This is a genomic window from Mycolicibacterium diernhoferi (genome assembly GCF_019456655.1).
Classification (GTDB): domain Bacteria; phylum Actinomycetota; class Actinomycetes; order Mycobacteriales; family Mycobacteriaceae; genus Mycobacterium; species Mycobacterium diernhoferi.
This window is the reverse complement of record NZ_CP080332.1, coordinates 2933263-2958512: the sequence shown is the minus strand read 5'-3', so window position 1 is coordinate 2958512 and position 25250 is coordinate 2933263. Positions and strand designations below refer to the sequence as shown.

The 25250-nt window shown below is 67.6% G+C and carries 21 protein-coding genes; 9 read left to right on the top strand and 12 right to left on the bottom strand.

The genetic code is table 11. The features are described from left to right. The first annotated feature begins 69 nt into the window (after positions 1–69). Genes K0O62_RS13970 through K0O62_RS13960 form a run of 3 tightly spaced genes read left to right on the top strand, consistent with a single transcriptional unit; the run spans position 70 to position 2527 of the window. The gene (locus K0O62_RS13970) at positions 70–1002 is read left to right on the top strand and encodes an efflux ABC transporter ATPase subunit, DrrA-related (RefSeq protein WP_073854849.1); all 933 of its coding nucleotides are present in this window, start codon (positions 70–72) and stop codon (positions 1000–1002) included. Next, positions 999–1736, top strand: coding sequence for an ABC transporter permease (locus tag K0O62_RS13965; RefSeq protein WP_073854847.1), 738 nt, complete (start codon positions 999–1001; stop codon positions 1734–1736). The genes K0O62_RS13970 and K0O62_RS13965 overlap by 4 nt, the downstream gene beginning before the upstream one ends. Beyond that, complete coding sequence (locus K0O62_RS13960; protein ID WP_073854845.1) at positions 1733–2527, top strand: ABC-2 transporter permease; 795 nt, start codon at positions 1733–1735, stop codon at positions 2525–2527. Before K0O62_RS13965 ends, K0O62_RS13960 begins: the two co-directional genes overlap by 4 nt. Here the strand turns inward: K0O62_RS13960 and K0O62_RS13955 are convergent. From K0O62_RS13955 to K0O62_RS13940, 4 genes are all read right to left on the bottom strand, one after another. Beyond that, positions 2488–3654: a hypothetical protein gene (locus K0O62_RS13955; RefSeq protein ID WP_073854843.1), complete on the bottom strand. Its 1167-nt coding sequence runs from the start codon at positions 3652–3654 to the stop codon at positions 2488–2490. The two genes, K0O62_RS13960 and K0O62_RS13955, sit on opposite strands and share 40 nt — an antisense overlap. Beyond that, entirely contained in the window at positions 3651–4139 is a 489-nt protein-coding gene (locus K0O62_RS13950; protein ID WP_073854841.1) for a hypothetical protein, read from the bottom strand. The genes K0O62_RS13955 and K0O62_RS13950 overlap by 4 nt, the downstream gene beginning before the upstream one ends. A gap of 184 nt (positions 4140–4323) precedes the next feature. After that, a complete protein-coding gene (locus K0O62_RS13945) occupies positions 4324–5256 on the bottom strand; it encodes a glycosyltransferase family 2 protein (RefSeq protein WP_109789054.1) in 933 nt (310 codons plus the stop codon). Positions 5257–5299: 43 nt separating this feature from the next. Next, positions 5300–6622 carry a UDP-glucose dehydrogenase family protein gene (locus tag K0O62_RS13940; RefSeq protein ID WP_073854839.1) on the bottom strand — a complete coding sequence of 441 codons (1323 nt, stop codon included), beginning with the start codon at positions 6620–6622 and terminating at the stop codon, positions 5300–5302. Positions 6623–7074: 452 nt separating this feature from the next. Between K0O62_RS13940 and K0O62_RS13935 the strand changes: the two genes are divergently transcribed. Next, positions 7075–8196 carry a glycosyltransferase gene (locus tag K0O62_RS13935; protein ID WP_131817375.1) on the top strand — a complete coding sequence of 374 codons (1122 nt, stop codon included), beginning with the start codon at positions 7075–7077 and terminating at the stop codon, positions 8194–8196. A gap of 17 nt (positions 8197–8213) precedes the next feature. On the opposite strand, the gene K0O62_RS13930 is transcribed toward K0O62_RS13935, so the two are convergent. From K0O62_RS13930 to lspA, 4 genes are all read right to left on the bottom strand, one after another. After that, the gene (locus K0O62_RS13930; RefSeq protein WP_097933520.1) at positions 8214–11378 is read right to left on the bottom strand and encodes an MMPL/RND family transporter; all 3165 of its coding nucleotides are present in this window, start codon (positions 11376–11378) and stop codon (positions 8214–8216) included. A 76-nt stretch (positions 11379–11454) separates the two neighbouring features. Next, a complete protein-coding gene (rarD, locus tag K0O62_RS13925; protein ID WP_073854835.1) occupies positions 11455–12378 on the bottom strand; it encodes an EamA family transporter RarD in 924 nt (307 codons plus the stop codon). Beyond that, a complete protein-coding gene (locus tag K0O62_RS13920) occupies positions 12375–13304 on the bottom strand; it encodes an RluA family pseudouridine synthase (RefSeq protein WP_073854833.1) in 930 nt (309 codons plus the stop codon). The genes rarD and K0O62_RS13920 overlap by 4 nt, the downstream gene beginning before the upstream one ends. Next, complete coding sequence (lspA, locus tag K0O62_RS13915) at positions 13304–14020, bottom strand: signal peptidase II (protein ID WP_372512894.1); 717 nt, start codon at positions 14018–14020, stop codon at positions 13304–13306. The genes K0O62_RS13920 and lspA overlap by 1 nt, the downstream gene beginning before the upstream one ends. A gap of 64 nt (positions 14021–14084) precedes the next feature. On the opposite strand from lspA, the gene K0O62_RS13910 reads away from it, so the two are divergent. Further along, the gene (locus K0O62_RS13910; RefSeq protein ID WP_073854829.1) at positions 14085–15026 is read left to right on the top strand and encodes an asparaginase; all 942 of its coding nucleotides are present in this window, start codon (positions 14085–14087) and stop codon (positions 15024–15026) included. Between the two features lie 15 nt (positions 15027–15041). Here the strand turns inward: K0O62_RS13910 and K0O62_RS13905 are convergent, their stop codons facing one another. Continuing rightward, entirely contained in the window at positions 15042–16373 is a 1332-nt protein-coding gene (locus K0O62_RS13905; RefSeq protein WP_234800007.1) for a DNA polymerase IV, read from the bottom strand. Between the two features lie 61 nt (positions 16374–16434). Here K0O62_RS13905 and K0O62_RS13900 point away from each other — a divergent pair, with 61 nt between their 5' ends. After that, complete coding sequence (locus tag K0O62_RS13900) at positions 16435–16656, top strand: RNA-binding S4 domain-containing protein (protein ID WP_073854825.1); 222 nt, start codon at positions 16435–16437, stop codon at positions 16654–16656. Positions 16657–16677: 21 nt separating this feature from the next. On the opposite strand, the gene ileS is transcribed toward K0O62_RS13900, so the two are convergent. Beyond that, positions 16678–19797 (bottom strand): isoleucine--tRNA ligase, encoded by a 3120-nt coding sequence (gene ileS / locus K0O62_RS13895; protein ID WP_073854823.1) that lies wholly within the window; start codon positions 19795–19797, stop codon positions 16678–16680. Between the two features lie 241 nt (positions 19798–20038). After that, entirely contained in the window at positions 20039–21316 is a 1278-nt protein-coding gene (locus K0O62_RS13890) for a condensation domain-containing protein (RefSeq protein WP_165636948.1), read from the bottom strand. A gap of 134 nt (positions 21317–21450) precedes the next feature. On the opposite strand from K0O62_RS13890, the gene K0O62_RS13885 reads away from it, so the two are divergent. From K0O62_RS13885 to K0O62_RS13875, 3 genes are read left to right on the top strand one after another with little or no spacing between them, the layout of a single operon-like run. Continuing rightward, a complete protein-coding gene (locus tag K0O62_RS13885; RefSeq protein ID WP_073854819.1) occupies positions 21451–21828 on the top strand; it encodes a transcriptional regulator in 378 nt (125 codons plus the stop codon). 54 nt (positions 21829–21882) lie between these two features. Beyond that, positions 21883–22617, top strand: a complete 735-nt coding sequence (locus K0O62_RS13880) for a hypothetical protein (protein WP_073854817.1) — start codon at positions 21883–21885, stop codon at positions 22615–22617. A 40-nt stretch (positions 22618–22657) separates the two neighbouring features. Beyond that, positions 22658–23917, top strand: a complete 1260-nt coding sequence (locus K0O62_RS13875; RefSeq protein ID WP_073854815.1) for a glycosyltransferase — start codon at positions 22658–22660, stop codon at positions 23915–23917. On the opposite strand, the gene K0O62_RS13870 is transcribed toward K0O62_RS13875, so the two are convergent. Next, positions 23868–25223: a condensation domain-containing protein gene (locus K0O62_RS13870; protein ID WP_234799988.1), complete on the bottom strand. Its 1356-nt coding sequence runs from the start codon at positions 25221–25223 to the stop codon at positions 23868–23870. The two genes, K0O62_RS13875 and K0O62_RS13870, sit on opposite strands and share 50 nt — an antisense overlap. Between the last annotated feature and the right edge of the window lie 27 nt (positions 25224–25250).

The window sequence follows — 25250 nt, the reverse complement described above, 5'->3', positions numbered from 1 at the left end:
CGCGACAACCCGGGACAACCCGCGACCGAAGGTCTCACATACCGGGCGGCGGCTGTATCGTATGACTCCGTGATCGAGCTCAATAATGTCGCCAAGACATTCGGCGGCAGCGTGCCCGCCCTGCGCGACGTGAGCTTTTCCGTTCCGACCGGGTCCGTGTGTGCGTTGCTGGGGCACAACGGCGCAGGCAAGACGACGACGGTCAAGATCCTGTCGACCTTGCTGACCCCGAGTTCGGGCACCGCGGTGGTTGCCGGGTACGACGTCGCCCGTGAGCCCGCCAAGGTGCGCCAGAACATCGGTGTCACCGGTCAGGATGCCGCCCTCGATCCACGGCTCACCGGCCGGGAGAACCTCGTGCTGTTCGGCCGGCTGCGCGGTCTGCGCCGGGCCGAGGCCCGTGCCCGCGCCGACGAACTCATCGACCAGTTCGACATGAGCCATGCGGCCGACCGCCAGGTCGTCGGCTACTCCGGAGGCATGCGGCGGCGCATCGACATCGCCGTGTCCCTGGTGATCCTGCCCAAGGTGCTCTTCCTGGACGAACCGACCACCGGCCTGGACCCGCGCAGCCGCCGTGACGTGTGGAATCTGGTGTCCTCGTTGAAGGCTCAGGACATCACGGTGCTGCTGACGACGCAGTACCTGGAGGAAGCCGACATCCTCAGCGATTCGATCGTGATCCTCAACGCCGGTCAGATCGTCGCCAAGGGCACCGCCGACGAACTCAAGCGCCAGACCGGCTCGAGCTACTGCGAGATGACACCGCTGAACCCTGACGACCTGCCGCGGATCGCCGCAGCGCTCTCCGATTTCGACGAGGTCGAGGTCGATACCGACGCCAACACCGTGTCCGTGCCGGCCCCCTCGGGCGTGGCGACGTTGACCGAGGTGTTCCGGCGGATGGACGAGATCGGTGTCGAACTCATCGACATCTCACTGCGCCGGCCTTCGCTCGATGAGGTGTTCCTGCATCTCACCAGCCCGGTCACCACGACGTGACGGCGGTCGCGATCCTCACGGCCCGCATCTTGCGCAAGAGCCGGGTGGACTTGGTCTTTGCCACGCTGGTACCGATCGCCGGGTTGATCGGACTGACCTTCCTGCTGCGCGACATCATCGCCGTCGGCGAGATGACCTACGCCCAGTATGTGTTACCGGCCGTGGTCGTCCAGGCGATGCTGTTCGGTGCGCTCACCACCACCGACCGGGCGGCCTGGGAGAAGATCAGCGGACTGGGCGCCCGGATGCGCACGCTGCCCATCTCGCCGTACGCCCCGCTGATGGCCCGGATGAGCTACTGCCTGGTGCGCGGAATACTGGCACTGGCGGCCTCGTTCCTGGCCGCCTACCTGTTCGGCTTCCGGCTGACTGCCGGCCTCGGATACTTCGTCGCATTCGTGGCGATGTCCCTGATCCTCACGCTGGCGTTGTCGTTGGGCGCCGACGCGACCGGCAGCAAGGCCGGGCGCACCGAGGTGGCCAGCCAGCTGCTGCTCGTCCCGCAGTTGCTGCTGGTGCTGTTGTCGACCGGCCTCGCCCCGCTGGACGCCTTCCCGTCCTGGCTGCATCCCTTCGTGCAGTACCAGCCGATCTCGCAGATCACCGAGACCTTGCGTGACTTCACCAGCGGTTCGGTCGACACCGGCAACCTGGCGGCCAGCCTGGCGTGGTGCGTCGGTCTGCTGGTGATCTTCGGTGTCATCGCCGTGCGACTCCAGGGACGGCGATCATGACCACGAGCCCCGAGCACCGGCATTCGCTTCTGACGGAGAGCTGGATCTTCGCCGGCCGCTTGTTCATCCAGTGGCGCCGGTACCCGATGGTCCCGCTGCAGGCGCTGCTCTTCCCGACCGGACTGCTGGTCATCTACGGCCTGCTGGTGGGCAAGTCGATGGTGCGTATCACCGGTAACAGCGGACTGGATCTGCTGATCCCGGTCTGCACCCTGGCCGGGGCCATGTCGGCTGCCGTCGGCGCGGGTCTCTCGGTGCCCTACGACCGGGACAGCGGTCTGCTGACCCGGATGTGGATGATGCCGGTGCACCGAACCGCGCCGCTGACCGGTGCCTTGTTGGCCGAGGCGGCACGCACCTTCATCGGATCGGCATTCGTCGTCGCGGCCGCCTACGCGATGGGTTTCCGGTTCACCGGCGGTTGGCTGATGTTCGTTCTGTACCTGTTGATCCCGGTGATCGTCGTGCTCGTCTTCGCCACCATCGTCATCACGCTCGCGCTGCGCCCACAGGGCCGGCTGATCCTCACCTGGACCCAGAGTGGCTGCATGGGCCTGGCATTCGCGACGCTGATCCCGGTCGACCGCATCCCGGCGGTGCTGCGCCCCCTTGCCGAGTACCAGCCGATCGCGCCGCCGGCAGCGGCCATGCGGGCGCTGTCCTCCGGCGGAGACGTATGGCAGCCGCTGCTGCTGACCCTGCTGTGGGCGGTGGTGCTGGCAGCGCTGTTCGTGCCGGCCACCGTCCGGGGTTACCGGGCGGCGGTCGAGGGCGGCAAGCTGGAGGCCTGAGGCCGATCGTCATCGGGGGTGTCACCGTCGCGGCGTCCCCACACCACGTTGCGCAGTTCCAGCGCGAGGTAGGTCAGGCCGCCGAGCCCGGCCACCACGATGAACACATTGCCCAGTAGCGACCCGGTGGGTAGCTCCCCCAGTGGGTTGATCATCAGATACCAGGTGCCACCGCCGACGGCGATTGTGGCCAGCCCCAGGAGTAGGTATGCGGGCGGGCCGGCGAGGGGCTCGGCGCCCGGGTCGAAGAGCCGGGCCAGCGTGCGGAGCGGCCGGTAGCGGCCGAGCCGGGCGGCGATGGCGCCCCAGGACACGAACGCGGCGTAGGCGACCACCGCGTGGCTGAAATCGATGTTCATGACGAACAGCACGCCGAGATGGAAGGTCGTCGCCACCGCGAGCGCCGTCCTGAACGCCCGCCACCACGGCAGGGCGAACAGCAGGGAGAATTCGAAGATGACGGTGGCCCAGTCGGCGAACTCCCAGACCGCTGTCACATCGTGGGCGGCCACCCACGGCGCCAACAGATAGACGTTGTCCTCGGTGAGGAAGCCGAGGACGAAGTATCCCCGAGCACCCTGACTGGAGAACGACAGCCACCCGGTCAACAGCTTCGTCATCGCCGCGGCCGCGAACGCCCAGGCGATCAACAACGCCATGAGGCGCAATGGCCATTGCTGCTGGGGCGGGGCCTCGCCCTCGCGGCGCAAAGCGTCGATCGAAAAGCGATTCCCCCAGCCAGAAAACGCGAATACCAGTGGCACGACGACCATCAATATCGAGTGGTCGATCTTGCCGAAACAGTAGGTCAGCCCGGCAGTGACGGTCAGCATCACCCACGCCGCAATGGACACGTATCTCGTCCAGATACCCAGGCCCAGCATCAGCAGGGTGACGGTGCGGAGCACCTCCAACACGATCAGCACGGTGAGGGACGGGAATCCGGTGAACAATGCGATCGGCCCCGGCGGCGGATTGAAGATGACATCCGGATACTGGCTGATCCAACGGATATCGGGCGCGGTCAGCAGCGCGGCCACCGCATAGATGATGCGATAAATTCCCAGATCGGCCGGCGTGAACGGTCCACTTGCGACCCAGCGGTCGAACTTCTCCCCCAATTTCATTGGGCATCACCGAAATCGACGTTGATCGTGTACAGCTCCACGTGCTCGAGATCGGATTCATCGGGCGCCCGGTAGATCGTCGAACGCCACACGATGTCCAGGCCCGCCACGTCCTGTCCCGGGAACAGCCGCTCCGTTCTGGCCTTCAGAAACGCGACGGTCTCCGGATTGGCCTTGACGTCGTCATCCGAGAAGGCGGACGAGAACGCCATCAGGCTCACCGACGGTCCGGGCGGGAGAATGTCACGGACGGAAACCTTCTCGGTGTGGCCGTCGCCGAAACGAACGCGCAACTCCGGGCTTTTCGTTGCCGCGACACCGGTTTCCAGCAGACAGCCCGGGCAATGCGCCGGAAATCCGGGCAGAATTATCGCGGGATACGGTTCAGCGCGGGCGATGACCAGAACTACGTACTGCAGAATGGCAATCCATAAAAACGTGACTATGAAAATCATTCGTACCGCACGTTTTCCGGTCGGCTGCATTATCCCCTCTGCGCGTCAGGTCACGCGGTCCGCCGTACGCGGATATGCGCATGGGGCAACGTAAAACCAGACCCCCACCCTAAGGTCTCGTAACGTCGGCACATATATTTGATTCAGTAAGGTTCGCGAATGCAAATTGCTGTCGGGAATTCCGGCACCGAAAATCAGCGGCGACCGAGGCGTTCTATGGGGCGTCCAACTCCGGGACGACCTCGAAATGCTTGGGCATCACGAACTCCGAGCGCTTCAGCCACGCGGAGACGAAGCCGTACTGGAACGCCAGCCCGACGAGCGCATTGGCCGCCAGTTCCCCGACCGGGCGCCGCAATTCGGCGCGCAGCGTCGTCCAGGCCTCGACCGGTGAGTGTTTGGGTGCCGCATGCCCGGCGGTGCCCGCCGCGTCGTTGCGGTGCGCCCAGCGCAGATAGGCATTGCTGTGCCCGTAGCGCTTCCACTGGCTGCCCATGTCCCGCATGGCCGCCCGGGGTTCCCACTCCATCAACACCCGGGTGTCGGTCGCGATCGTGCCCAGCGCCTGTTCCTGGATCCGCCAGCAGATGTCGAGATCGCCACCGCCGCGCATCTCCCGGAATCCGCCCACCTTCGCGAATGCGGTCCGGTCGATCCCCAGATTGGCCGTCGGATAGTAATCCGGTTTGGGGGGCACCATCCCGATCGTCGCCTTCATCGCCCCGCCCGAGCGGGGCAGCATGAAGGGTTGCATCTTGGCCGCCATCCGGGCGGCCAGGGTGGGCCCGGACACTGTCCGGACGTTGGTGCAGGACAGCGCAACTCCCGGTTGCTGCTGTAGCGCTCGGTGCGCGTCGAGCAGGCCCGGCAGCGGCCGGCACCGGCCGTCGATGAACAGCAGAATGTCGGCGCGCGACCTGCTGGCGGCGATCTGGCGCGCATAGTAGGGGCCGCGACTGTCGGTCAGCGTGACGACATCGGCGCCCAGTGAGCGCGCCACCTCTGCGGTCGCATCGGTCGAGGCATCGTCGACGACGGTGACCCGGTCACCGTCGCCGAGCTGGTCGAGTATCGGGCTCAGCAGCTTGGGCAGGTGATCCGCCATGTCCCGGACCGGGATGATCACCTCGATCGTCAGCCCTGTCACGCCCGCGCCTCCTCGGTCGCCACATCGTGGGAAATCATCGCGCTCAGACGTTCAATCCGCCTCGGCCCAGCGAGTACACCTGCCACCCGGCGCCCGACCAGTATTCCCGGTCGATCACGTTGCGGGTGTCGAGCAGGCGGGCCTGCTTGACGACCGAGCGGAACGCGACGGGGTCGATCGCCGTGTACTCATCCCATTCGGTGGCCAGCACGATGAGATCCACGTTGCGGCAGGCATCGTCGATGCTGTCGAAGTAGCCGAGCGTCGGGAACCGTGCCTTGGCGTTCTCGATCGCCTTCGGATCGTGCACCCGAACGTCGGCGCCCTTCAGATGCATCGCGGCGGCGACGTTCAAGGCCGGCGAATCGCGCACGTCGTCACTGTTGGGCTTGAACGCGGCCCCCAGCACGGCGATGCTCTTGCCCAGGAACTCCCCGCCCACCACGGCGCGGGCCACCGAGACGGCCTTCTCCCGCCGGCGCAGGTTGATCTTGTCGACTTCGTGCAGGAAGCGGAGCGCATCCGAGGCGCCGAGCTCACCGGCCCGTGCGCTGAACGCGCGGATGTCCTTGGGTAGGCAACCGCCACCGAAGCCCAAGCCCGCGTTGAGGAATCGGTTGCCGATCCGGTCGTCATATCCCAGCGCGCGGCTGAGCGTGACGACGTCGGCGTCGACGATCTCGCATACTTCGGCCATCGCGTTGATGAACGAGATCTTGGTCGCCAGAAAGGCGTTGGCCGACACCTTGACCAGTTCCGAAGTCGGCAGATCCGCGGTCAGATACGGGGTCCCGGCCTCGATGATGCTGCCGTACACCTCCAGCAGCGTCTTCTCCGCGTACTCGGACGTGACACCGAAGACCAGGCGGTCCGGCTTGAGGGTGTCCTCGATGGCCTTGCCCTCCCGGAGGAACTCCGGATTCCAGGCCACCTCCAGCCGGTGCGGCGAGTCGGCCTGCGCGACTTCACCGGACAGCCGCTGGGCGGTGCCGACCGGGACGGTCGACTTGCCGATGATCAGTCCGTCACAGTCGGCGTTGGCGGCCACGGTCCGGAACGCGCTGTCGACATACTCGATGTTTGCCGCATCCGAGCCAGCCAACTGCGGTGTACCGACGCAGACGAAGTGCACCGACGCCCCGGACACCGCCTCCTGTACCGATTGGGTGAACCGGAGCCGGCCGGTGGCCAGCACCTCGGCGAGCAGTTCGTCGAACCCGGGCTCGTAGAACGGCGAGGTGCCGGTCGACAGTTGCGCGATCTTGGACGCGTCGGTGTCGTAGGCGACCACCTCGTGGCCGATCTGTGCCATGCAGGCGGCGTGAACGGCGCCCAGATAGCCCGTTCCAATCACGCTGAGTTTCATTTGACTGCACTCCAGGCTCGCGGGTGACGTTCGGAAGACGGAGATGGCAGGCCTGCTGGGCCGAACGCCGGGTCGTCGGTGCCAGTACATCACATCGACCGCCGATCGACGCGTCGACTCAGGGTCCGGCAACCGCGGCTGCGGCGTCGGCCGCCCGGCGACGATCGGCACAGCGCGTGCGCAACGGGTCCTTCGCCCCTCCCGCGTTGGCGATAACCGCACGTCAACGGGCCGGGGATGTCCACGATGCAGCGATCCTGGCAAACCTCTCCGGATTCACCGCGACGTCCTGGGCGGGCGCCCACCGGCCCCTGCCTGCCATCCGGCCGTCGGGCGACTCGAATCAACGGCAATGACAACTACTTTGATGGTGGGGAGTACGACCCTCGTTCGGGCGCAGGGCCACAACGGCCGACCCACCGCGCGGGAAAACCCAGGTAAAGTCACGCGCCGTGCCACGCTTACTCACCCAGGGGTTGAAGCCCACTGCCGCAACGGATGTCGAAAACCCCAGCGGTGACGGACGGTCGGCGCGCACATCCGAGCGGGCGGTCCGGGTCCTCGAGTGGCCCCGGTGGATGACCACCGACTACCTACCCAGAGTGGTCGACGGACTACGCGATGAGGGACTGCGGGTGCGCACTCCTCATCTCCTCGGTGTCGGGGCCACTCGACTACAACCCGGCGACTGGCTGCACGTGCACTGGTCGACCGAGGCCCACGTTCATCATCTGCGGTGGCTCTACATGGCCCGTGCGGAGTCCTTTCACCAGCACATACGCCGCCTCAAACGCCGCGGAATCCGTATCGCGTGGACCGCACACAACCTGGTCCCCCACGACGACCCGCACCCGGAGCTGGGGCGCTGTTTCCGCGCGGAATTGTTGGCGCGCACCGACCACGTCTTCATCCACTTCCCCGGAGCACAGGAGATTCTGCAGCAGGAGTTCGGCTACACCGGGCCCTGCACCGTCGTCCACCACCCGGCCTATGTGAACGTGCACCCGGCACCACCGTCACAGGCCGTGGCCCGCACCGCACTCGGTCTGCCACCCCGGGGATTCGTCGCGCTGGCCTTCGGGAAGATCCGCCCGTACAAGGGGCTCGCCGACGTCATCCGGGCGTTCCAGCTGATCGCCGGTGCCGACGATCGGCTCGTCGTCGCCGGTGAACCCGAGGGCGATGTCTCGGCCGAACTCGAGCTTGCGCACCGTGATCCTCGAATCATGGTGCACGCGAGAAGAATTCCGGGTGACGAGGTGCCCACGTACTTCGCCGCCGCGGACGCTTCCGTTTTCGCACATCACGCCTTCTTCACCTCGGGCAGCGCACTGCTGTCCCTCAGCATGGGTTGCCCGATCGTGGGGCAGCCGATCAACCATCTGGCCGACCTGACCGGAGGCCGGCGGATCTACCCCGTCGGACCCGGGGCCGAGGAACTGGCCCGGGGTCTCATCGACGCCCGGCAGCAGGCGGCGGAGGTGGACCGTGCCGCCCTGCGCGCCTGGGCCGCCGCACACGGCGACTGGGCCGACGCCGCAGCCCAGATGGCAGCGGTGTTCCGAAGCGCCTGATCCTTCGGCTCAGCCGGCTATCGCGCCCGCCAGGCTGCGCTGACCATCGACGCCTTGGCGACGGCGACGCCGTACCCGACATCGGTGTCGTCGTCGTAGGGATCGTCGTCGACCGGGAAGGTCAGTGGTGCGGTCCGTGCCGCGGGCTCCGAGCGGCGCTTGAGCAACGGGATGCGCCGCTTCAGCTCGCTCGGCACCGTCGTGGGCCACCAGTTCTTCTCCCCCAGCATCACCGCGATCGCCGGCACGGTGATGGTGCGCACCAGGAAGGTGTCCAGCAGCAGGCCGACACCGATGATGAACCCGAGCTGCACGATCGCCGCGATGCTACTGACCGTCATGGCCAGCATGGACGCTGCGAAGATCAGGCCGGCAGAGGTGATGACGCCGCCGGTCGCGCCGATGGTCCGGATCACCGCCACCTGGGTTCCGCGATGCGCCTCCTCCCGTATTCGGGAGATGAGCAGCAGGTTGTAGTCCGCACCGACGGCCACCAGCACCAGGAACGTCATGCCCGGCGTGTTCCAGAAGATCGGCTGGTCGAGGATGATCTGGAAGAACACCACGGCGATGCCCAGCGCAGACATATAGGACAGCACCACCGAGAGCACCAGGTAGATCGGCGCGATGATCGCCTTCAGCAGCAGGGCCAGGATCAGGAACACCACGATCAGGGTGACCAGCACGATGTACTGGATGTCGCCGTTGTAGTAGCCGCGGATCTCGTTCTGGAACACGCTGGTGCCGACCATGGCGATGTCCGCGTCGGCCAGTGTGGTGTTCGGCCGGGAACTCAGGGCGGCTTCGACAATGTCGTCGACCTGGTCCATCGCGTCGGCGCCGAACGGGTCCAGCGCGGTCTGCACCATGTAGCGGGCGGTGTGGCCGTCCGGCGAGATGAACAGCTTGGCCGCCTTCTCGAACTCCGGTCGGGTCAGGATCTGCGGCGGGATGTAGAAACCGGACATCGACGGGTCCGCCGCGTCCCGCTTCATCGCCAGCAGGAAGTCCGACGCCTGGCTCAGGCCGCCGCCCATTTGCCGGGTCTGGTCCACCAGCAGCTGGACACCCTGGGCCAGCGCCTCGCTGGAGTCGGCGAGCATGTTGACGCCCGTGAGCAGCTCGTCCATCTGCGACTCGACGGCCTCCGGGCTGTCCAGGCCCAGTCGGCCGGCCGCACCGAGTGCCTGCTCCAGGTTGTCGGTGACACCGGTGACCGAGCGCTGCAGGCCGTCGCCCTCCTGCGTCGTCTCCATCTGCTTGGCGAGTTCGTAGAGCTGCTGGATGGTGCCGTCGTCGTAGGCGATGACGATGCGCTCCATGTCGATGCGCACCGCGTTGCACGCGGGATCCAGGGTGCACATCGGGCTGGACTTGAGCAGCGCCACCATCGGCGCCATCCAGGTGTAGTTCAGCACCACCTGTTCGAGGCCGACCCCCATGGTCTTGCCGAGCGTGCGCATCGTCGTCACCAGCGCCGCGCCGACGTTGATGTCTTTGAGGGTTTCCTCGCCGCCGTACTCCTGCTCGATCTCCACCAGTGACTTGAGAATGGTGCGCATCGAGTCGGCGGACCCGACCACCTGATCGCGGATCTTGTCCAGGGCGGCGGCCAGAGCGTGGGCGCCCTCCGAGAGCTGGGTGAGCCGGGAGTCGTTCTCGTCGATGAGATCGGTGGCCTCACCGAGCTTGCCGCCCACCTCACCGGCCTGGTGGGTGGCCCGGGCCTCGGTCAACATCTCGCCGTTGGGCCGGGTGATGCCGCGAACCGCCGCGATGTCGGGCAGCTGGCTGATCCGCTGGGCCATCTGCTCCATGTCGGCCAGTGCCCGGGGTGAGCGCAGATCCTGGGTCTCGGAGTGCACCACGATGAACTGCTGGACCGAGGCACTCGCCGGGAAGTGCGCGTTCATCGTCTCGTAGGACTGATTGCTCTCCGAATCCCGCGGCAGGTTCTTGCGATCGTCGTAGTTGAAGTCGACCAGCAGCGCGCATCCGGCCAGCGCGACCAGGATGACCAAGCTGCCGAACAGGTTGCGCTTGGGTCGCCGGACGATGCTGACGCCCATCCGCCGCCACATCGGACCGGTGATGTCCTTGCGCGGGTTCACCCAACCGCGCCGGCCGGCGAGGGTGATGAACGCCGGCAACAGCGTGATCGATCCCAGGAACCCGATGAAGATGGTCGCCGCGAGGGCCGGCCCGACCGTGGAGAACACGCTCAGGGTGGCGAAGGACAACCCGAGGAAGGTCAGCGCCACCGTGCCCGCGGAGCCCGCGATCACCTCCCCGATGGTGACCATCGACTTCATGATGGCGTCGTCGGTCTTCAGGCCCTCGCGCAGACACTCCTGATATCGACTGAAGAAGAACACCGCATAGTCGACGCCCGCGCCGAGCATCATGCCGGTGATCAGCACGATCGTCTGCGGGGCGAGACCCAGCCCGAGCAGGCCGAGGCCGGCGACCACCTGCTGCGCGACGGCCAGTGAGATACCGATGGTGAGCAGAGGTATCACCATCGCCACCAGGTTGCGGTAGACGATGATCAAGATCAGCAGAACGGTGACGACCGTGGAGACCTCGATGATCACCTGATCGCGCAGCGCGATACCGGTGACGTCCTCCATCGTCGCCGCACCGCCGACGACACTCGGCCTCAGCGTCGTGCCGGCCGTCGTCTCCTCGATGATCTTGACGGCGTCCCGGTAGGCGGCCTGCCCGGTGCCCGTACCCATCGTGCCGTTGAGGCTGACCGGCAGGTTCCAGGCCTTACCGTCCTTGCTCGTCATCGCGGGGCGGATTTCCTTGATGCTGACGAAATCCTGCATCGACACCACGATGTCGTTGCGAGCCCGCAGATTGTCCACGAGTTCGCGGTAGGTGGCCTCGTCCGCGTCGGTCAGCCCGTCCTCATTGACGAGGATCACAGCGATGAGGTTGGTCGCGCCCGCCTCGTTGAAGGCATCCTTCATTTGCTGGCTGGTTGCCAGGACCGGAGACTGCTCGGGCAGGAAGCCAGGTGGGTTGCGCTGGGCGACCGTGAGCAGCGGCGGAAGGGCCGCGAACAGCGAACCGGCGATGACCAGCCACGCCGCGATGACCAGTACCGGATGCCGAACGATCATGCGACCGTTTGAGGCGAGCAGGCCGCGCGCGGTCAGCTTCGGACGTCTGGACATTGGCGACAAGGCTACATGGTGTTGCTGGTAACTCTGTGTGCCACGAACGACCATTGCCCGCGGAGTGTTGTCGGTCTCACACCTGTGCGCCTCCGGTCGAGGCGCGGGACCGCGCGACCCGCGCCGACCGTGTCCGGACGACCGCATCGACGGTGAACACTGCCAGCGCCAGCCAGATCAGGACGAACCCGGCCCAGCGGGCCGCGGGCATCGGTTCGTGCCCCACCAGGATGCCCCAGGACATCTGCATGACCGGAGTCATGTAGAACAACAGCCCCATCGTCACCAGCGGCAGACGATGTGCGGCACCGGCGAACAAGAGCAGCGGCAACGCGGTCAGTACGCCGGCCAGGATCATCAGCACCATGTGTCCGGGGCCGTGCGCCCCGAACGCACCGTCCCCATGGGCCTGCAACACGATCAGATAGATCAAGGCCGCAGGTGTCACCAAAGCCGTCTCGATCCCGACGCTGACCCGCGGATCGACCGGCACCACCTTCTTGACCGCGCCGTACAGGCCGAAGGTCAGCGCCAGACCGAGCCCGATGTACGGCGGCGCGCCGAGCTGGACGGTCAGCACCACCACCGCGACCACCGCGATCGCCAGAGCCAGGGATTGCGCGCGGTTGAGTCGTTCCCGGAAGAGCAGCAGACCCAGCAGCACCGTCACCAGCGGATTGATGAAGTACCCGAGTGCGGCGTCGACGACGTGACCGTTGTTGACCGCGTACACGTAGATCAGCCAGTTGATCGAGATCAACACCGACGCCGCCGCCAGCAGCAGCCAGGTCCGGCCACTGATCGACCGCAGATCCCGCAACCGCCGCACCGCGACGACCACCACAAAGAGAAAGAGGAAGCCCCAGACGATCCGATGCGCCAGGATCTCCACCGCGCCGGCGGGTTTGAGCAGCGGGAAGAACGCCGGGAACATCCCCCACGTGCCGTACGCGCCGATCCCGAACAGCAGGCCGGAACGGCGCGTGGCGGCGTCGGTCACCGGTCTTGGCTGCGTAAGATGTCCAGGGCGTGTTGCAGGTCGGCGGGATAGGGACTGGTGATCTCGATCCACCGGCCGTCCGCCGGATGCGCGAACGCCAGCGACCGGGCGTGCAGCCACTGCCGTTCCAGCCCGAGCTTGCGGGCCAGGGTCGGGTCGGCACCATAGGTGAGGTCCCCGCAGCAGGGGTGGTGCAGCGCCGAGAAATGCACCCGGATCTGGTGGGTTCGTCCGGTTTCCAGATGCACGTCGAGCAGGCTGGCCGCAACATGCGCCTCGACGGTGTCGTAGTGGGTGATGCTGTGTCGGCCGTCCTCGGTGACCGCGAACTTCCAGTCATGACCGCGGTGCCGGCCGATCGGGGCATCGATGGTCCCGCTGGACGGGTCCGGGTGGCCCTGCACCAGCGCGTGATACCGCTTGTCCACGGTGCGCTGCTTGAACGCTCGTTTCAGCACCGTGTAGGCCCGCTCAGAGATCGCCACGACCATCACGCCCGACGTGCCGACGTCGAGGCGATGCACGATCCCCTGACGTTCGTGCACCCCGGAGGTGGTGATGCGGTACCCGGCGGCAGCGAGCCCACCGAGTACGGTCGGCCCGGTCCAGCCCACCGAGGCATGGGCGGCCACCCCCGCGGGCTTGTCCACCGCGACGATGTCGGCGTCCGAGTACAGGATGGACATGCCCTCGATGTCGACGGGCGTGTTCTCCACCGGCGCGGGCGGTGCCGGGAGCCGCACCTCCAGCCAGGCGCCGGCGACGAGCTTGTCGGACTTGCCCGCGGCCGCGCCGTCGAGTTCGACGCCGCCCTCCTCGGCGATCGCGGCGGCAGCGGTCCTCGACAGGCCCAGCAGCCGGGCCAGGCCCGCATCCACCCTCATGCCGGCCAGTCCTTCCGGAACGGGCATCGAGCGCGTGGTCATCAGTTCGTCACATCCGGCTGCTCGTCGACCCGTTCCGGCTTGCTCCCGGTGGTCTCGGGCTCGGTCTCGGTCTCTGTGTCGGTCTTTGTGTCGGCCTTGATGTCGGGCTCGGTCTTTGTGACGGGCTCGGATTTTGTGTCGGCCTTGGTGTCGGTCTTGGTGTCCGGCTCACGCCTGCCGGCGGTATCGAAGTCGAACCCGAACAGCGACAGCACCACCAGCAGAATCGCCCCGCCGACCACTGCGGGGTCGGCCACGTTGAACACCGGCCACCAGCCGACCGACAGGAAGTCCACCACGTGCCCGCGCAGCGGGCCGGGCGACCGGAAGAACCGGTCGACCAGGTTGCCGAGCGCGCCGCCGAGGATCATGCCCAACCCCAGCGCCCACCAGGGCGAAACCAGTCGGCGCCCCATCCAGATGATGCCGATCACGACGCCGGTGGCGATCAGCGTCAGCGCCCAGGTGTAGCCGGTCGCCATCGAGAACGCGGCACCCGAGTTGCGGACGAGGGTCCAGGTGACGGTGTCCCCGATGATCGACACCGGCTGGCCGGGGACCAGCAGGCGTACCGCAAGCACCTTGGTGACGATGTCGAGCACCAGCACCACACCGGCGATCGACAGCAGCAGACGTAGCCGCTTCCGGGGCTGCGGTTGCTCTTCTCGGTCCGCGGTCACCGGTTCGGTCGAGCCTGTCGAATCGTCAGTCACCAGCCCATCATCCCAAACTGTCGGGCGGATGCCGCGCGGCCGCCCGACTCGGTGAACAATTGCCGCCATGCAGCGGCTCGTCGTGATCAGCACCGGCGGCACCATCGCGACCAGTTCCGGCGCCGACGGTGTGGCCCGCCCCACCCGCAGCGGCGCGGATCTCACCCGCGGCCTCGGCCTGGATTTCGACGTGCGGGTGGTCGAGTTGATGTCGGTGGACAGTTCGGCGCTCGGCCCCGCCGAGTGGGACCGGATGAGCGACGCGATCTCCGCCGAGGTCGCCCTCGGAGCCACCGGCATCGTGGTCACCCACGGCACCGACACGATGGAGGAGACGGCGCTGTGGCTGCAGCTGACCTACGACGGCGCCGTCCCGGTGGTCCTGACCGGCGCGCAGCGCAGCGCCGACGACCCCGACGCCGATGGGCCGGGCAATCTGCGCGATGCGCTGGCGGTGGCCGCCTGCCCCGAGGCCGTCGGTGCCGGAGTGCTGCTGAGTTTCGCCGGGATGGTGTGGCAGCCGTTGGGTTTGTACAAGGCCGTCACCGATGACCTGCGCGGATTCGCGGGCTCGGCGGTGGGTTCCGTGCACGACGGTGTGGTGCGCCTGCAGACCGTGCCGCGGCGCCCGTGGCTCGGGGCGCTGCGCGCGACCGATGCGCCCCGGGTCGATATCGTCGCCGCCTACCCGGGAGCGGACGCCGTCGCCCTGGACGCCTGCGTGGCCGCCGGCGCCCGCGGCGTCGTGCTCGAGGCGTTGGGGTCGGGCAATGCCGGGGACGCTTTTATCGCCGGCGCCCGGCGCGCCTGCGCGGCCGGGGTCAGCGTCGCGGTCTCCAGCCGGGTACCGGGCGGACGGGTGCGCCCGACCTACGGCCCGGGCCGCGCCCTGGTCGACGCCGGGGCCGTGGTGGCCCCGACGCTGCGTCCCGCCCAGGCCCGGGTGCTGCTGATGGCCGCACTGGGCGCCGGCGCATCGGTGCCGGAGATGTTCGCCGCCTGGGGCTGACCTCCGATCCGGGCGCTACTCGGTGTCCCTGTGGACGGTGTCCAGGTAGTCGCGCCAGTCCAGGCTGTCGATCGGGTCGGCCCGGATGATCTCGGGCAGGTCGGCCCGGAATGTCCTGGCGATACCCGGTCCCGACGATCGGGTCTCGAACCGGATGGTCATCACGCCGTGCCCGGCGCCCTGTACCCAGCCGTGCCCGTGGTCGGGATGGGACACATCGTCACCGATCCGCCACGCGGGGGGCTCGGCGGCCGCCGGTGCGGGCGTGGCGCCGTCGGTCCCGTCGGCGGCGAGGTCCTCGTCGCCCTGCTCGAGATCCGGGAACAGCGACTCCTGCTGGATATCGGACAGCCCCGAAAACCCAACGCCGACAAGACGTATCGGGCCGATCTCGATCGGGTCGAGCAGTAGCCGGCGGGCGGTCGAAACCAGCAGGGCGACGTCGGTGGCGGCGTACGGCAGGGTCGCCGAGCGGGTCAGGGTGCTCATATCGGTTCGCTTCAGCTTCACCGTCACCGTCCGCGCACCCCGGCCGTCCTTGAGCAGCCGGCGGTGCGCATACCGGCCGATCCGGTCGACGGCGCCGCGCAGTTCGGCCAGCGTGCGCAGGTCCTCGGCGAACGTGGACTCGGCACTGATCTGCTTGGCGTCGGCGCGTTCGGCGACCGGCCGGTCATCGATACCGCGCGCCAGCCGGTGCAGCGCCGGCCCGATGGTGCCGCCGAGCACATCGGCCACCTCACCGTCGGTCAGCTGCGCCAGCGCCCCGATGGTCTCGATGCCCAGACGGCGCAACCTCTCTTCGGCCACCGGCCCGATCCCCCACAGGCTCCGCACCGGCAGCCCGGCCAGGAGCACCCGCTCCTCATCGCGGCGGACCACCCGGACACCGTCGGGCTTGGCCAGACCCGAGGCGATCTTGGCGACCTGCTTACCCGACCCGGCGCCCACCGAGGACACCAGCCCGGTCTCGTCGAACACCTTCGCGCGTAACGCTTCACAGAACCGTTCGACCTCGGCCGCGTCGGCGCCGGCGATCTCGGTGGGTTCGCCGAACGCCTCGTCGAAGGACAGCTGCTCCAGCACCGGCACCACGGTGCGGATCGTCTCGAACACCCGGCCGCTGGCCGCGCCGTACACCGCCCCGCGCGGGGGCAGCACCACCGCGCCGGCGCCCACCATCCGCCGCGCCTGGTGCATCGGCATCGCCGAGCGGGCGCCGAACACCCGCGCCTCGTAGCTGGCGCCGGCCACCACCCCGCGCCCACCCAGACCGCCCACCAGCACCGGTCGGCCGCGCAGGGTGGGACGAGTCAACTGTTCCACGGAGGCGAAGAACGCGTCCATGTCCAGATGCAGCACCCAGCGCTCCACGTCTGGAGATGCTAGGGGGTACTAATCTGTACGGGTGGAAGGACCTGTCGACGTGCCCATCCGTGACGCATCGATCCGACTCGGACAGTTTCTCAAGCTGGCCGGACTGATCGACTCCGGCGCCGACGCCAAGGCCGTCATCGCCGACGGACTGGTGCGCGTCAACGGGGAGGTCGACCTGCGCCGCGGCCGCCAGCTGCAACTCGGCGATGTGGTGAGTTACGCCGGGCACAGTGCCCGGATCGTCCGCGAGTAGACCGTCCGGCGACAGCCGGGATCACGCCTTCGCGATGGCCACCCGCACCCCGTCGCCGATCTCGGTGGCCTCGGCGCTGTCGCCGAACTCGAACGAGGTGGCCAGCACCTCCCCCGCGATCAGCTCGGCGTGGGTCCGGGCCCAGTCCAGCTTGTCGGCGGGAACGTCGATGACCACGTTGATCCGGTCGGATACCTCCAGCCCGGTGCTCTTGCGAAGCTCCTGCAGCTCACGGATGCGGTCCTTGGCCCAGCCCTCGGCCTCCAGTTCGGGGGTGACGGTCCCGTCCAGCACCACCAGGCCGGCGCCGTCGTCGAGTGCGGCGGTCCATTCGGGATCGGCGGCAACGAGTTTCGAGGTGAACTCGGTCGGGAGAAGAACCGCCGGCCCGGCAGTCAGGGTGCCGTCGGCGTTGAGCACGCCCTCGCCCGCCTTGACCGCCTTGATTGCCGCCTGCACATCCTTGCCGATGCGCGGGCCGGCGGCTCGCGCGTTCACCGCCAACTCGAACCGGCCGTAGGCGTCGACATCGTCGGACAGCTCCACCGCCTTGACGTTCAGCTCATCGGCGATCAGATCGACGAACGGCCGCAGGCTTTCCGGGTTCTCCACGGCCACAGTCAACTTCGGCAGCGGCAGACGCACCCGCAGCTTCTTGGCCTTACGCAGCGAGGAACCGGTGGAACAGACCTCACGCACCTGGTCCATGGCGGCCACCAGGTCCGGATCGGCGGGCAGATCGCCGGCCTCGGGCCAGTCGGTCAGGTGCACCGAACGCTCCCCGGTCACACCCCGCCAGATGACCTCAGAGACCAGCGGCAGCAGCGGGGCCGCCAGCCGGCCGGTCACCTCGAGCACCGTGTGCAGCGTGTCGATGGCGTCCTGGTCCTCTTCCCAGAACCGTGAACGCGACCGCCGCACATACCAATTCGTCAGCGCCTCGGTGAACTGCCGCAGTTGGTCACACGCACCGGAGATGTCGCAGGTGTCCAGCGAGGCGGTCAGGTCGTCGCGCAGCGCGGCCAGCTTGGCCAGGATGTAGCGGTCCAGCACATGGGTGGAGTCGGTGCGCCAGGTCCCCTTCTTCGGCGCGTACAGGGTGAGGAAGGTGTAGGCGTTCCAGAACGGCAACTGCACCTGCCGCACGCCTTCGCGGATGCCCTGCTCGGTGACGATCAGGTTGCCGCCGCGCAGGATCGGCGAGGCCATCAGGAACCAGCGCATCGCGTCCGAGCCGTCCCGGTCGAAGACCTCGGTGACGTCCGGGTAGTTGCGCAGCGACTTGCTCATCTTCTGGCCGTCGTTGCCCAGCACGATGCCGTGGGACACACAGGTCTTGAACGCCGGCCGATCGAACAGCGCGGTGGCCAGCACGTGCATGGTGTAGAACCAGCCGCGGGTCTGGCCGATGTACTCGACGATGAAGTCGCCCGGGAAGTGCGTATCAAACCAGTCTTGGTTCTCGAACGGGTAGTGCACCTGGGCGTACGGCATCGAACCGGAGTCGAACCACACGTCGAGCACGTCCTCGATGCGGCGCATGGTCGACTTCCCGGTCGGGTCATCGGGATTGGGCCGGGTCAGCTCGTCGATGTAGGGCCGGTGCAGGTTGGTCGGGCGTACCCCGAAATCGCGTTCCAGCTCATCCAGGCTGCCGTACACGTCGGTGCGCGGATAGGCCGGATCGTCGGAGACCCAGACCGGGATCGGGGTGCCCCAGTAACGGTTCCGCGAGATCGACCAGTCGCGCGCGTTCGACAGCCACTTACCGAACTGGCCGTCCTTGACGTGCTCGGGGTACCAGGTGATCTGCTGGTTGAGCTCCACCATGCGGTCCCGGAATTCGGTGACCTTGACGAACCAGGAGGACACCGCGCGGTAGATCAGCGGATTGCGGCACCGCCAGCAGTGCGGGTACGAGTGCTCGTAGGTCTCGTGACGCAGCAGCACCGGGCCGTGCACCGCGGCGGGACCGGTGCCGTTCTTGAGATCCCGGATGATCTGCGGGTTGGCGTCGAAGACGTGCTGGCCGGCGTAGTCGGGCACGGTGGCGTCGAACCGGCCCTTGGAGTCCACCGGGGTGACCGCGACGATATCGGCGGTGTCGGCGGTGGCCTTGTCGTCCTCACCGTAGGCCGGGGCCAGGTGCACGATGCCGGTGCCGTCGTCGGTGCTGACGAACTCCGCGGCCAGCACCTGGAAGGCGTTGCGGGCCTGCTCGGATTCGACGAAGTAGGCGAACGGCGGCAGGTAGTGCGTGCCGAGCAACTGCTCCCCCAGATAGGTCGCCACCACGACGGGCTCCTCGCCCAGTTCGCGCGCGTAGCCGGCCAGCCGGGCTTCGGCGAGCACGAACCGGTGCCCGTCCGGGCCCTCGACGACGACGTAGCCGACCTCGGGGTTGACCGCGACCGCCTGGTTGGACGGCAGCGTCCACGGGGTCGTCGTCCAGACCAGCAGGTAGGCGCCGGCGACCGGGCCGTCGGTGGCCTTGAAGCCGACCGTCAGCGCCGGGTCCTGCCGGCTCTGGTAGACGTCGTCGTCCATCCGCAGCTCGTGGTTGGACAGCGGGGTCTCGTCGTTCCAGCAGTAGGGCAGCACCCGGTTGCCCTCATAGGCCAGGCCCTTGTCCCACAACTGCTTGAACGCCCAGATGGTGGACTCCATGAAGCCCAGATCCAGTGTCTTGTAATCGTTTTCGAAGTCCACCCAACGGGCCTGCCGGGTGACATAGGCGCGCCATTCGTCGGCGTACTTCATCACCGAGGCGCGGCAGGCATCGTTGAACTTCTCGATGCCCAGTTCCTCGATCTGGTTCTTGTCGGTGATGCCGAGCTGGCGTTGCACCTCGAGTTCGGCGGGCAGCCCATGGGTGTCCCAGCCGAACCGGCGCTCCACCTTGTAGCCGCGCATGGTGCGGTAACGCGGGACGATGTCCTTGACGTAACCGGTCAGCAGATGGCCGTAGTGCGGCAGGCCGTTGGCGAACGGCGGACCGTCGTAGAAGACGTATTCCTCGGCGCCGTCACGGCGCTCGATGCTGGCACGGAAGGTGTCATCGGTTCCCCAGTACTCGAGGACCTCGGCTTCCAGCGCCGGGAAGTTCGGTGCTCCGGCGGCCGGCTTCGGGTAAGCGGTCACTGCTCGTCGTCTCCTGTGTGCCCAGCGATTCAGGCACGGGGACGAACATCGCGCCGGTGCGCGAGCCCGCGGTACCACCCCGCTTGCGCACCGCGTCGATATGGTGCGCCGCTCAACTGCAGGCGATGACGGGCCAAACCGTCCGGTTCTACCAGGGCTTGCTCTTGAGAAGCTGAAGCCCGTTCTTCCGGAAGCTCCCCGGTGATGGCCGGATCAACGCCTGTGCGTAGCAGTCTAACGGTCAGGCGGCGCCGATGAATTCGGGGATCGACTCCGAGGTGATCTCGACCAGCGCGTGCGGGAACTGTTCGGCCAGCTCCTCGATCGTGTACTCGGCGCAACGCCGCGCGTCATACCACCAGTCCAGGTACATCACCCCGCCGCTGCGGCAGGCCCGCAGCTCCACGGCGTGACCGAAGCCGGACACCACCTCGCGGACCGGGGCGGCCCAGTCGCCGTCGATCTGGGCCGGCAGGTCGCACTGGATGGGATCGGGCACCGGGCCGATGTAGCTCAGGGCCAGCTCGCTGGGGACCAGGCCGGCCTCCCGGGGCACTGCCGCAGCCACGGCGGCCCGCACGTCGAGGATCATCTGGGTGGCGTCCACCTCTCCGGCGCCGGCACAGCCGAGTTCGATGGTGCGGGTGGTCGGTAGCGGGCCGACGGTGCGGCCGACGTCGGTGCCGAACTCGGCGCGCATGGGCCGGGTGACGTCGACGGCGACGACACCGCCGCCGATGGTCCGCGCAACCGCCCGGCCGAGCGCGGCCAGTAGGAGATGCTCGACCGGCACGCCCAGTTCGCGGGCCGCGCCGTCGAGTTCTCGGCTCAGCACGCCGGACAGCGGCGCGGTGTAGCGGTGCAGGTCATCGATGCCGGGGGCGCCGTCGGCATCGAAATCGGTGATCCGCATGGTCGGGTTCAGCTCGACACTCGGCTGTTCGTCCAGCTCGGCGGCACATTCGGTCCACGGGGTGCTGACCGGGGCCAGCATGATCGGCTGGCCGGTGATCTGCTGGCTGATGGCGATGATGACGTCGCTGGCGACGATGCCGACCGAGGATTCGTCGCACACCAGGCGGTGCAGGGCGATCGCCAGCCGGGCACGTCCACCGGCGGTCGGCGCGATGTACGCCGCGCACAGTGGCCCGGTAGCCGTCGACTCGCCCATCAACTCGGACATCACGGACGCGACGGCATCCTGCTCGGCCTGACTGTCGGCCGCGACGTCGTCGCCCAGCGTCACGATCGACAACTGGTCGAACTCGTGCGGTTCGGCGATCCGCTGAACCCAGGTCCCGTCGTGCGCGACATAGGAGGTGCGCAGCGCGACGTGATGATTGATCACCGCGGTCAACGCCGCCCGGACGTGAACCGGGGACACGTCGGGATCGAGCCGAAGCAGCAACGGCACCCGCCACCGATAGATGTCACGCAGTCCGTGATCAAGGGCGTAGCCGACGTTCCTCGGTGGTACCGAGGAGAAGATTCGCTCGTCGTGCATAGCAGGTGCGGCCATGTGACGGAGCCTACAGCCGGTGTCCCAAATGTGGGACATCACTCCCGAAAGTCTTACATATCTGTCAATTAGGAAGATTTTGTCCGCCGATTGGTTGCTGGCCCCCAGCAACGGGATATGGCTATTGTTGGTGGGTGCCACGTACAGATGAGAACGGCAGACAGCTGAAAGCCCTGCTCGACTACCTCCTGGACGGAGAGGTCGAGGCCAAGGACATCTACGACGCGCTCGACATCTCCAGCAGCACCTACTACCGGCGAATCAAGGAGAACAGCTACCCCGACGCGGAGGAATTGCGTCGAGTCGCCGACCGGTTCGCCCTGAGTTACCCTGATCTCCAAGTCCGCTTCGGCCTCATGAGCAGGCAAGAAGTGTGGAACTACATCGAATCGACACCGTTCACCGTGACGGCCGTGCAGGATGCGGTGCGCGTCGAGGCCGACCTACGGCAAAAGACGCGGCGTCCACGACTCTCCGAATTGACGCCGCGAAGCGACGCACCGCCCCTTTAGGCATTACCATTTGCTGACAGCAATTCAGCTCACAGGCCGCGAAGGCGAAGCACGATGGAACCAACCGCACTGATCGTGATCACACTGGCGTGTATCGCGTGGAGTTTGTGGATCCGTCGTGTCACGTGGTCATGTCGCTGGGAAGTCGCCGCCACCCTCAATATCGCTTTGCAGGGCGGCGCGATCCTGCTGATGTCCCCGCTCGCCTCCGACACCATCGGCAAGGCACTGCACTCGCTGACCGGTATGTGGAACCTGGAGGATTTCCTCGGCCACGACATGTACATCGTCGCGGCGTCGGCCATCGTCTACAACGCGCTCGGCCGGCTGCAGGACGACCACCAGATGCAGCGGGCCTTCAAGCAGTACATCGAACTGCCCGCGACGCTGTGCATCCCCCTGCTGCTGGCCACCTTCTCGATGAGCAGCGCGCATTCCGCCTACGCCCGCGACCTGTTCGCCGAACCCACCGACGGCTGGCTCAGCCTGTACTGGCTGATGCTCTGCGCCATGCTGATCTACCTGCTGGGATACGGCGCCCGCGCGCTGCTGGTGCTGCGCAAGGACCCGCGGTCGCGACGGATCGCCAACGTCTATCTGATCGCCTGCGCCAGCGGCATCATCGCGTGCTTCATCCGCATCGCCACCGCTGTGTTCCCGGCCCTGCTGGAGTGGGAACGCGGAGTGTTCGTGTGGATCTTCGCCTGCGCCTGCGGCGCCGGTTTCGCGCTGTCGTCGGCGCACTCCTGGCGGATCAAGACCCGGTGGTTCTCCAAGGTCGACAACTGAGTCCCCACCCGCGCACCACCACGACCTAGACTGCGAGCTGATGAAAATCGTTGTGGCAGTCCACGGCACCCGTGGCGATGTGGAACCCTGTGCCGCCGTGGCCCGTGAGCTGCGCGACCGCGGTCACGACGTCCGGATGGCCGTCCCGCCGAACCTGATCGGTTTCGTGGCGTCCATCGGTTTCACCGACGCGGTGCCCTACGGGGTCGACTCCCAGCAGCAGGTCGAAAGCGACGCCTTCCAGAACTACTGGCAGTTCCACAACCCGCTGACCGTCGCGCGTAAGGCCATCGACTACTACACCGCCGGCTGGACCGACATGAACGCGGCGCTGACCGACCTGGCCGCCGAGGCCGACCTGATCCTGACCGGCACCACCTACCAGGAGGTGGCCGCCAACGTCGCCGAGCGCCACCAGATCCCGCTGGCCGCCCTGCATTACTTCCCGAACCGGCCCAACAGTCAGCTCATCCCGGTCCCCGCGCCGCACTGGGTGGCGAAATCCGGCTTCGCGGTCATCGAATGGGGCTTGTGGCGGGTCTCGAAGAAGGCCGAGGACGAACAGCGCCGGACCCTCGGTCTGCCGCAGACCAAGGTGCGCTCGGCCAAGCGGGTCGTCGACAGCGGCACCCTGGAGATCCAGGCCTACGACGAGTTGTTCTACCCCGGGCTGACCGAGGAATGGAACGGCAGTCGCCCGTTCACCGGCGCCATCACACTGGGCCTGCAGACCGCCACCGACGACGAGGTCACCTCCTGGATCAGCGCGGGTAAACCACCCATCTACTTCGGGTTCGGCAGCATGCCGGTGCAATCCCCCGCCGACGCGGTCTCGATGATCACCGAGGTGTGCGCGGAACTCGGTGAGCGCGCCCTGATCAGCTCCGGCGTGTGGGAACTCGACGAGATCCCGCAGGCCGACCACGTCAAGCTCGTCGGCGCGGTGAACCATGCCGCGGTGTTCCCGACCTGCCGTGCGGTCGTGCACCACGGCGGCGCCGGCACCACCGCCGCCGGCGCCCGCGCCGGGGTGCCCACCCTGGTGCTGTGGGTGTCGGCCGATCAGCCGGTCTGGGCACGCCAGGTCAAGAAACTGAAAATCGGTACCTCACAACGCTTTACCCGTATCACGAAGAAATCGCTCACCGAGGCGCTGCGCACCGTGCTGGACCCGGCGGTGGTGGCGCGGGCCCGCGACTTCGCGGCCCGACTGGCCACACCGGAGCAGAGCGTCAACGCCGCCGCCGACCTCATCGAGAAGAAGGCCCAGGAGCACAAGGCCCCTCGACTGTCCCACTGAGCCCGAAGTCGGCCAGCACCTTGAGCACCACCTCGCGCAGGGCCTGTTTCGAGTTGGGCTGCCCCGGAGACCAGGACGTGACCGACAGCGCCATCCGGCCGCGCGCCCGGATCCCGCCGAGCAGCAACTGCCCGCCGAGCCGGTTGAGCACGCGGCTGGTGATGTTGGGCTCCACGCCGCGCATCACCACATAGTCGGCGTCGGTCCCGTCCGGGCGGCTGAACGCGGGGTCCGGCTCCCCCATGTTGGAGCAGGCAATCGGGTTGTTCACCGCCAGCACCATGCCCTCCAGCCGGCGCAACATGACCCGCGGGGTCAACGGGGTCAGCGGTAACGGGCCCGTCATCCGGCGGGACGTCTCGTCGCACTCCGCCAGGGCCTTCTTCATGGCTGCGCGGACGCCGCCGAGATCGGTCAGGACCTCTTCGGGGTCGGCCGTCATCGCGGCCGAGACCAGCGCATTGGCCCTGGTGTCCCCTTCGGTGCGCTCGCTGACCGGCCAGGACAGGTGCACCAACCCGTCGCCGTCCACCCGGTCGAGGACCTGGCCGAGCCGCGCAGCCACCCCGGAGAACAGCGAATTGCTGGTGCCGCCGAGGCGCTGCGCGCAGTGATCCCACTGCACGGTGTCGACGAAGGCCACCACCGCGGGCGGCACCATCGGCACGTCGTCACCGGGCGGGACGTCGCCGGCCGCCCGGAACGAGGTGGCCAGATCGCCGCGTTCGGCCCGGGCCACCCGGGCAGACGCCACCACCGCACGGGCGATCTCCGGTACCGCGGCCACCATCTGCCGGGCGTCCCGGGTCAGTGCCTCGGCTCGGCTGCGCGAACCGGGCTGCGGATATCCGAGGTTCCGGTCGACGCCGTTGACCGCGTCCAGGACCGCGGTGACCAGGCCGTGCCCGTCGGCGATGGAATGCGAGACAACCAGGCTCACCGCTGCGGCGCCGTCGGTCAGGGGCTGTACCGCCAGCCGCCAGCCCGGTCCGCGCTCGGGGTCGATGGGTGTGCGCAGGCAGTCGTCGGCCCAGGACCACAGGTCGCTGCGGGGGCGTTCGCGCACCGACATGTCCAGGGTCTGCGGGTCGGGGTCGGCAACCCAGCGATGCCGGCCGAACGGCAGCACCGAGCGCTCGATGCGACGCCCGAACAGACCCTTGGCCAGGTTGCGCCGGAACTGACGCAACCCGTCCAGATTCACCCCGTTGTCGTAGACCCAGACAGCCTGGATGATCGGGCCGCGCCCGAGCGCCCGCAGGCCCAGGAAGGACCCTTGGTCCATGTAGGCAAGGGTGTTGTCCACTCCCACATGCTAGTTGCGCTCACAGAT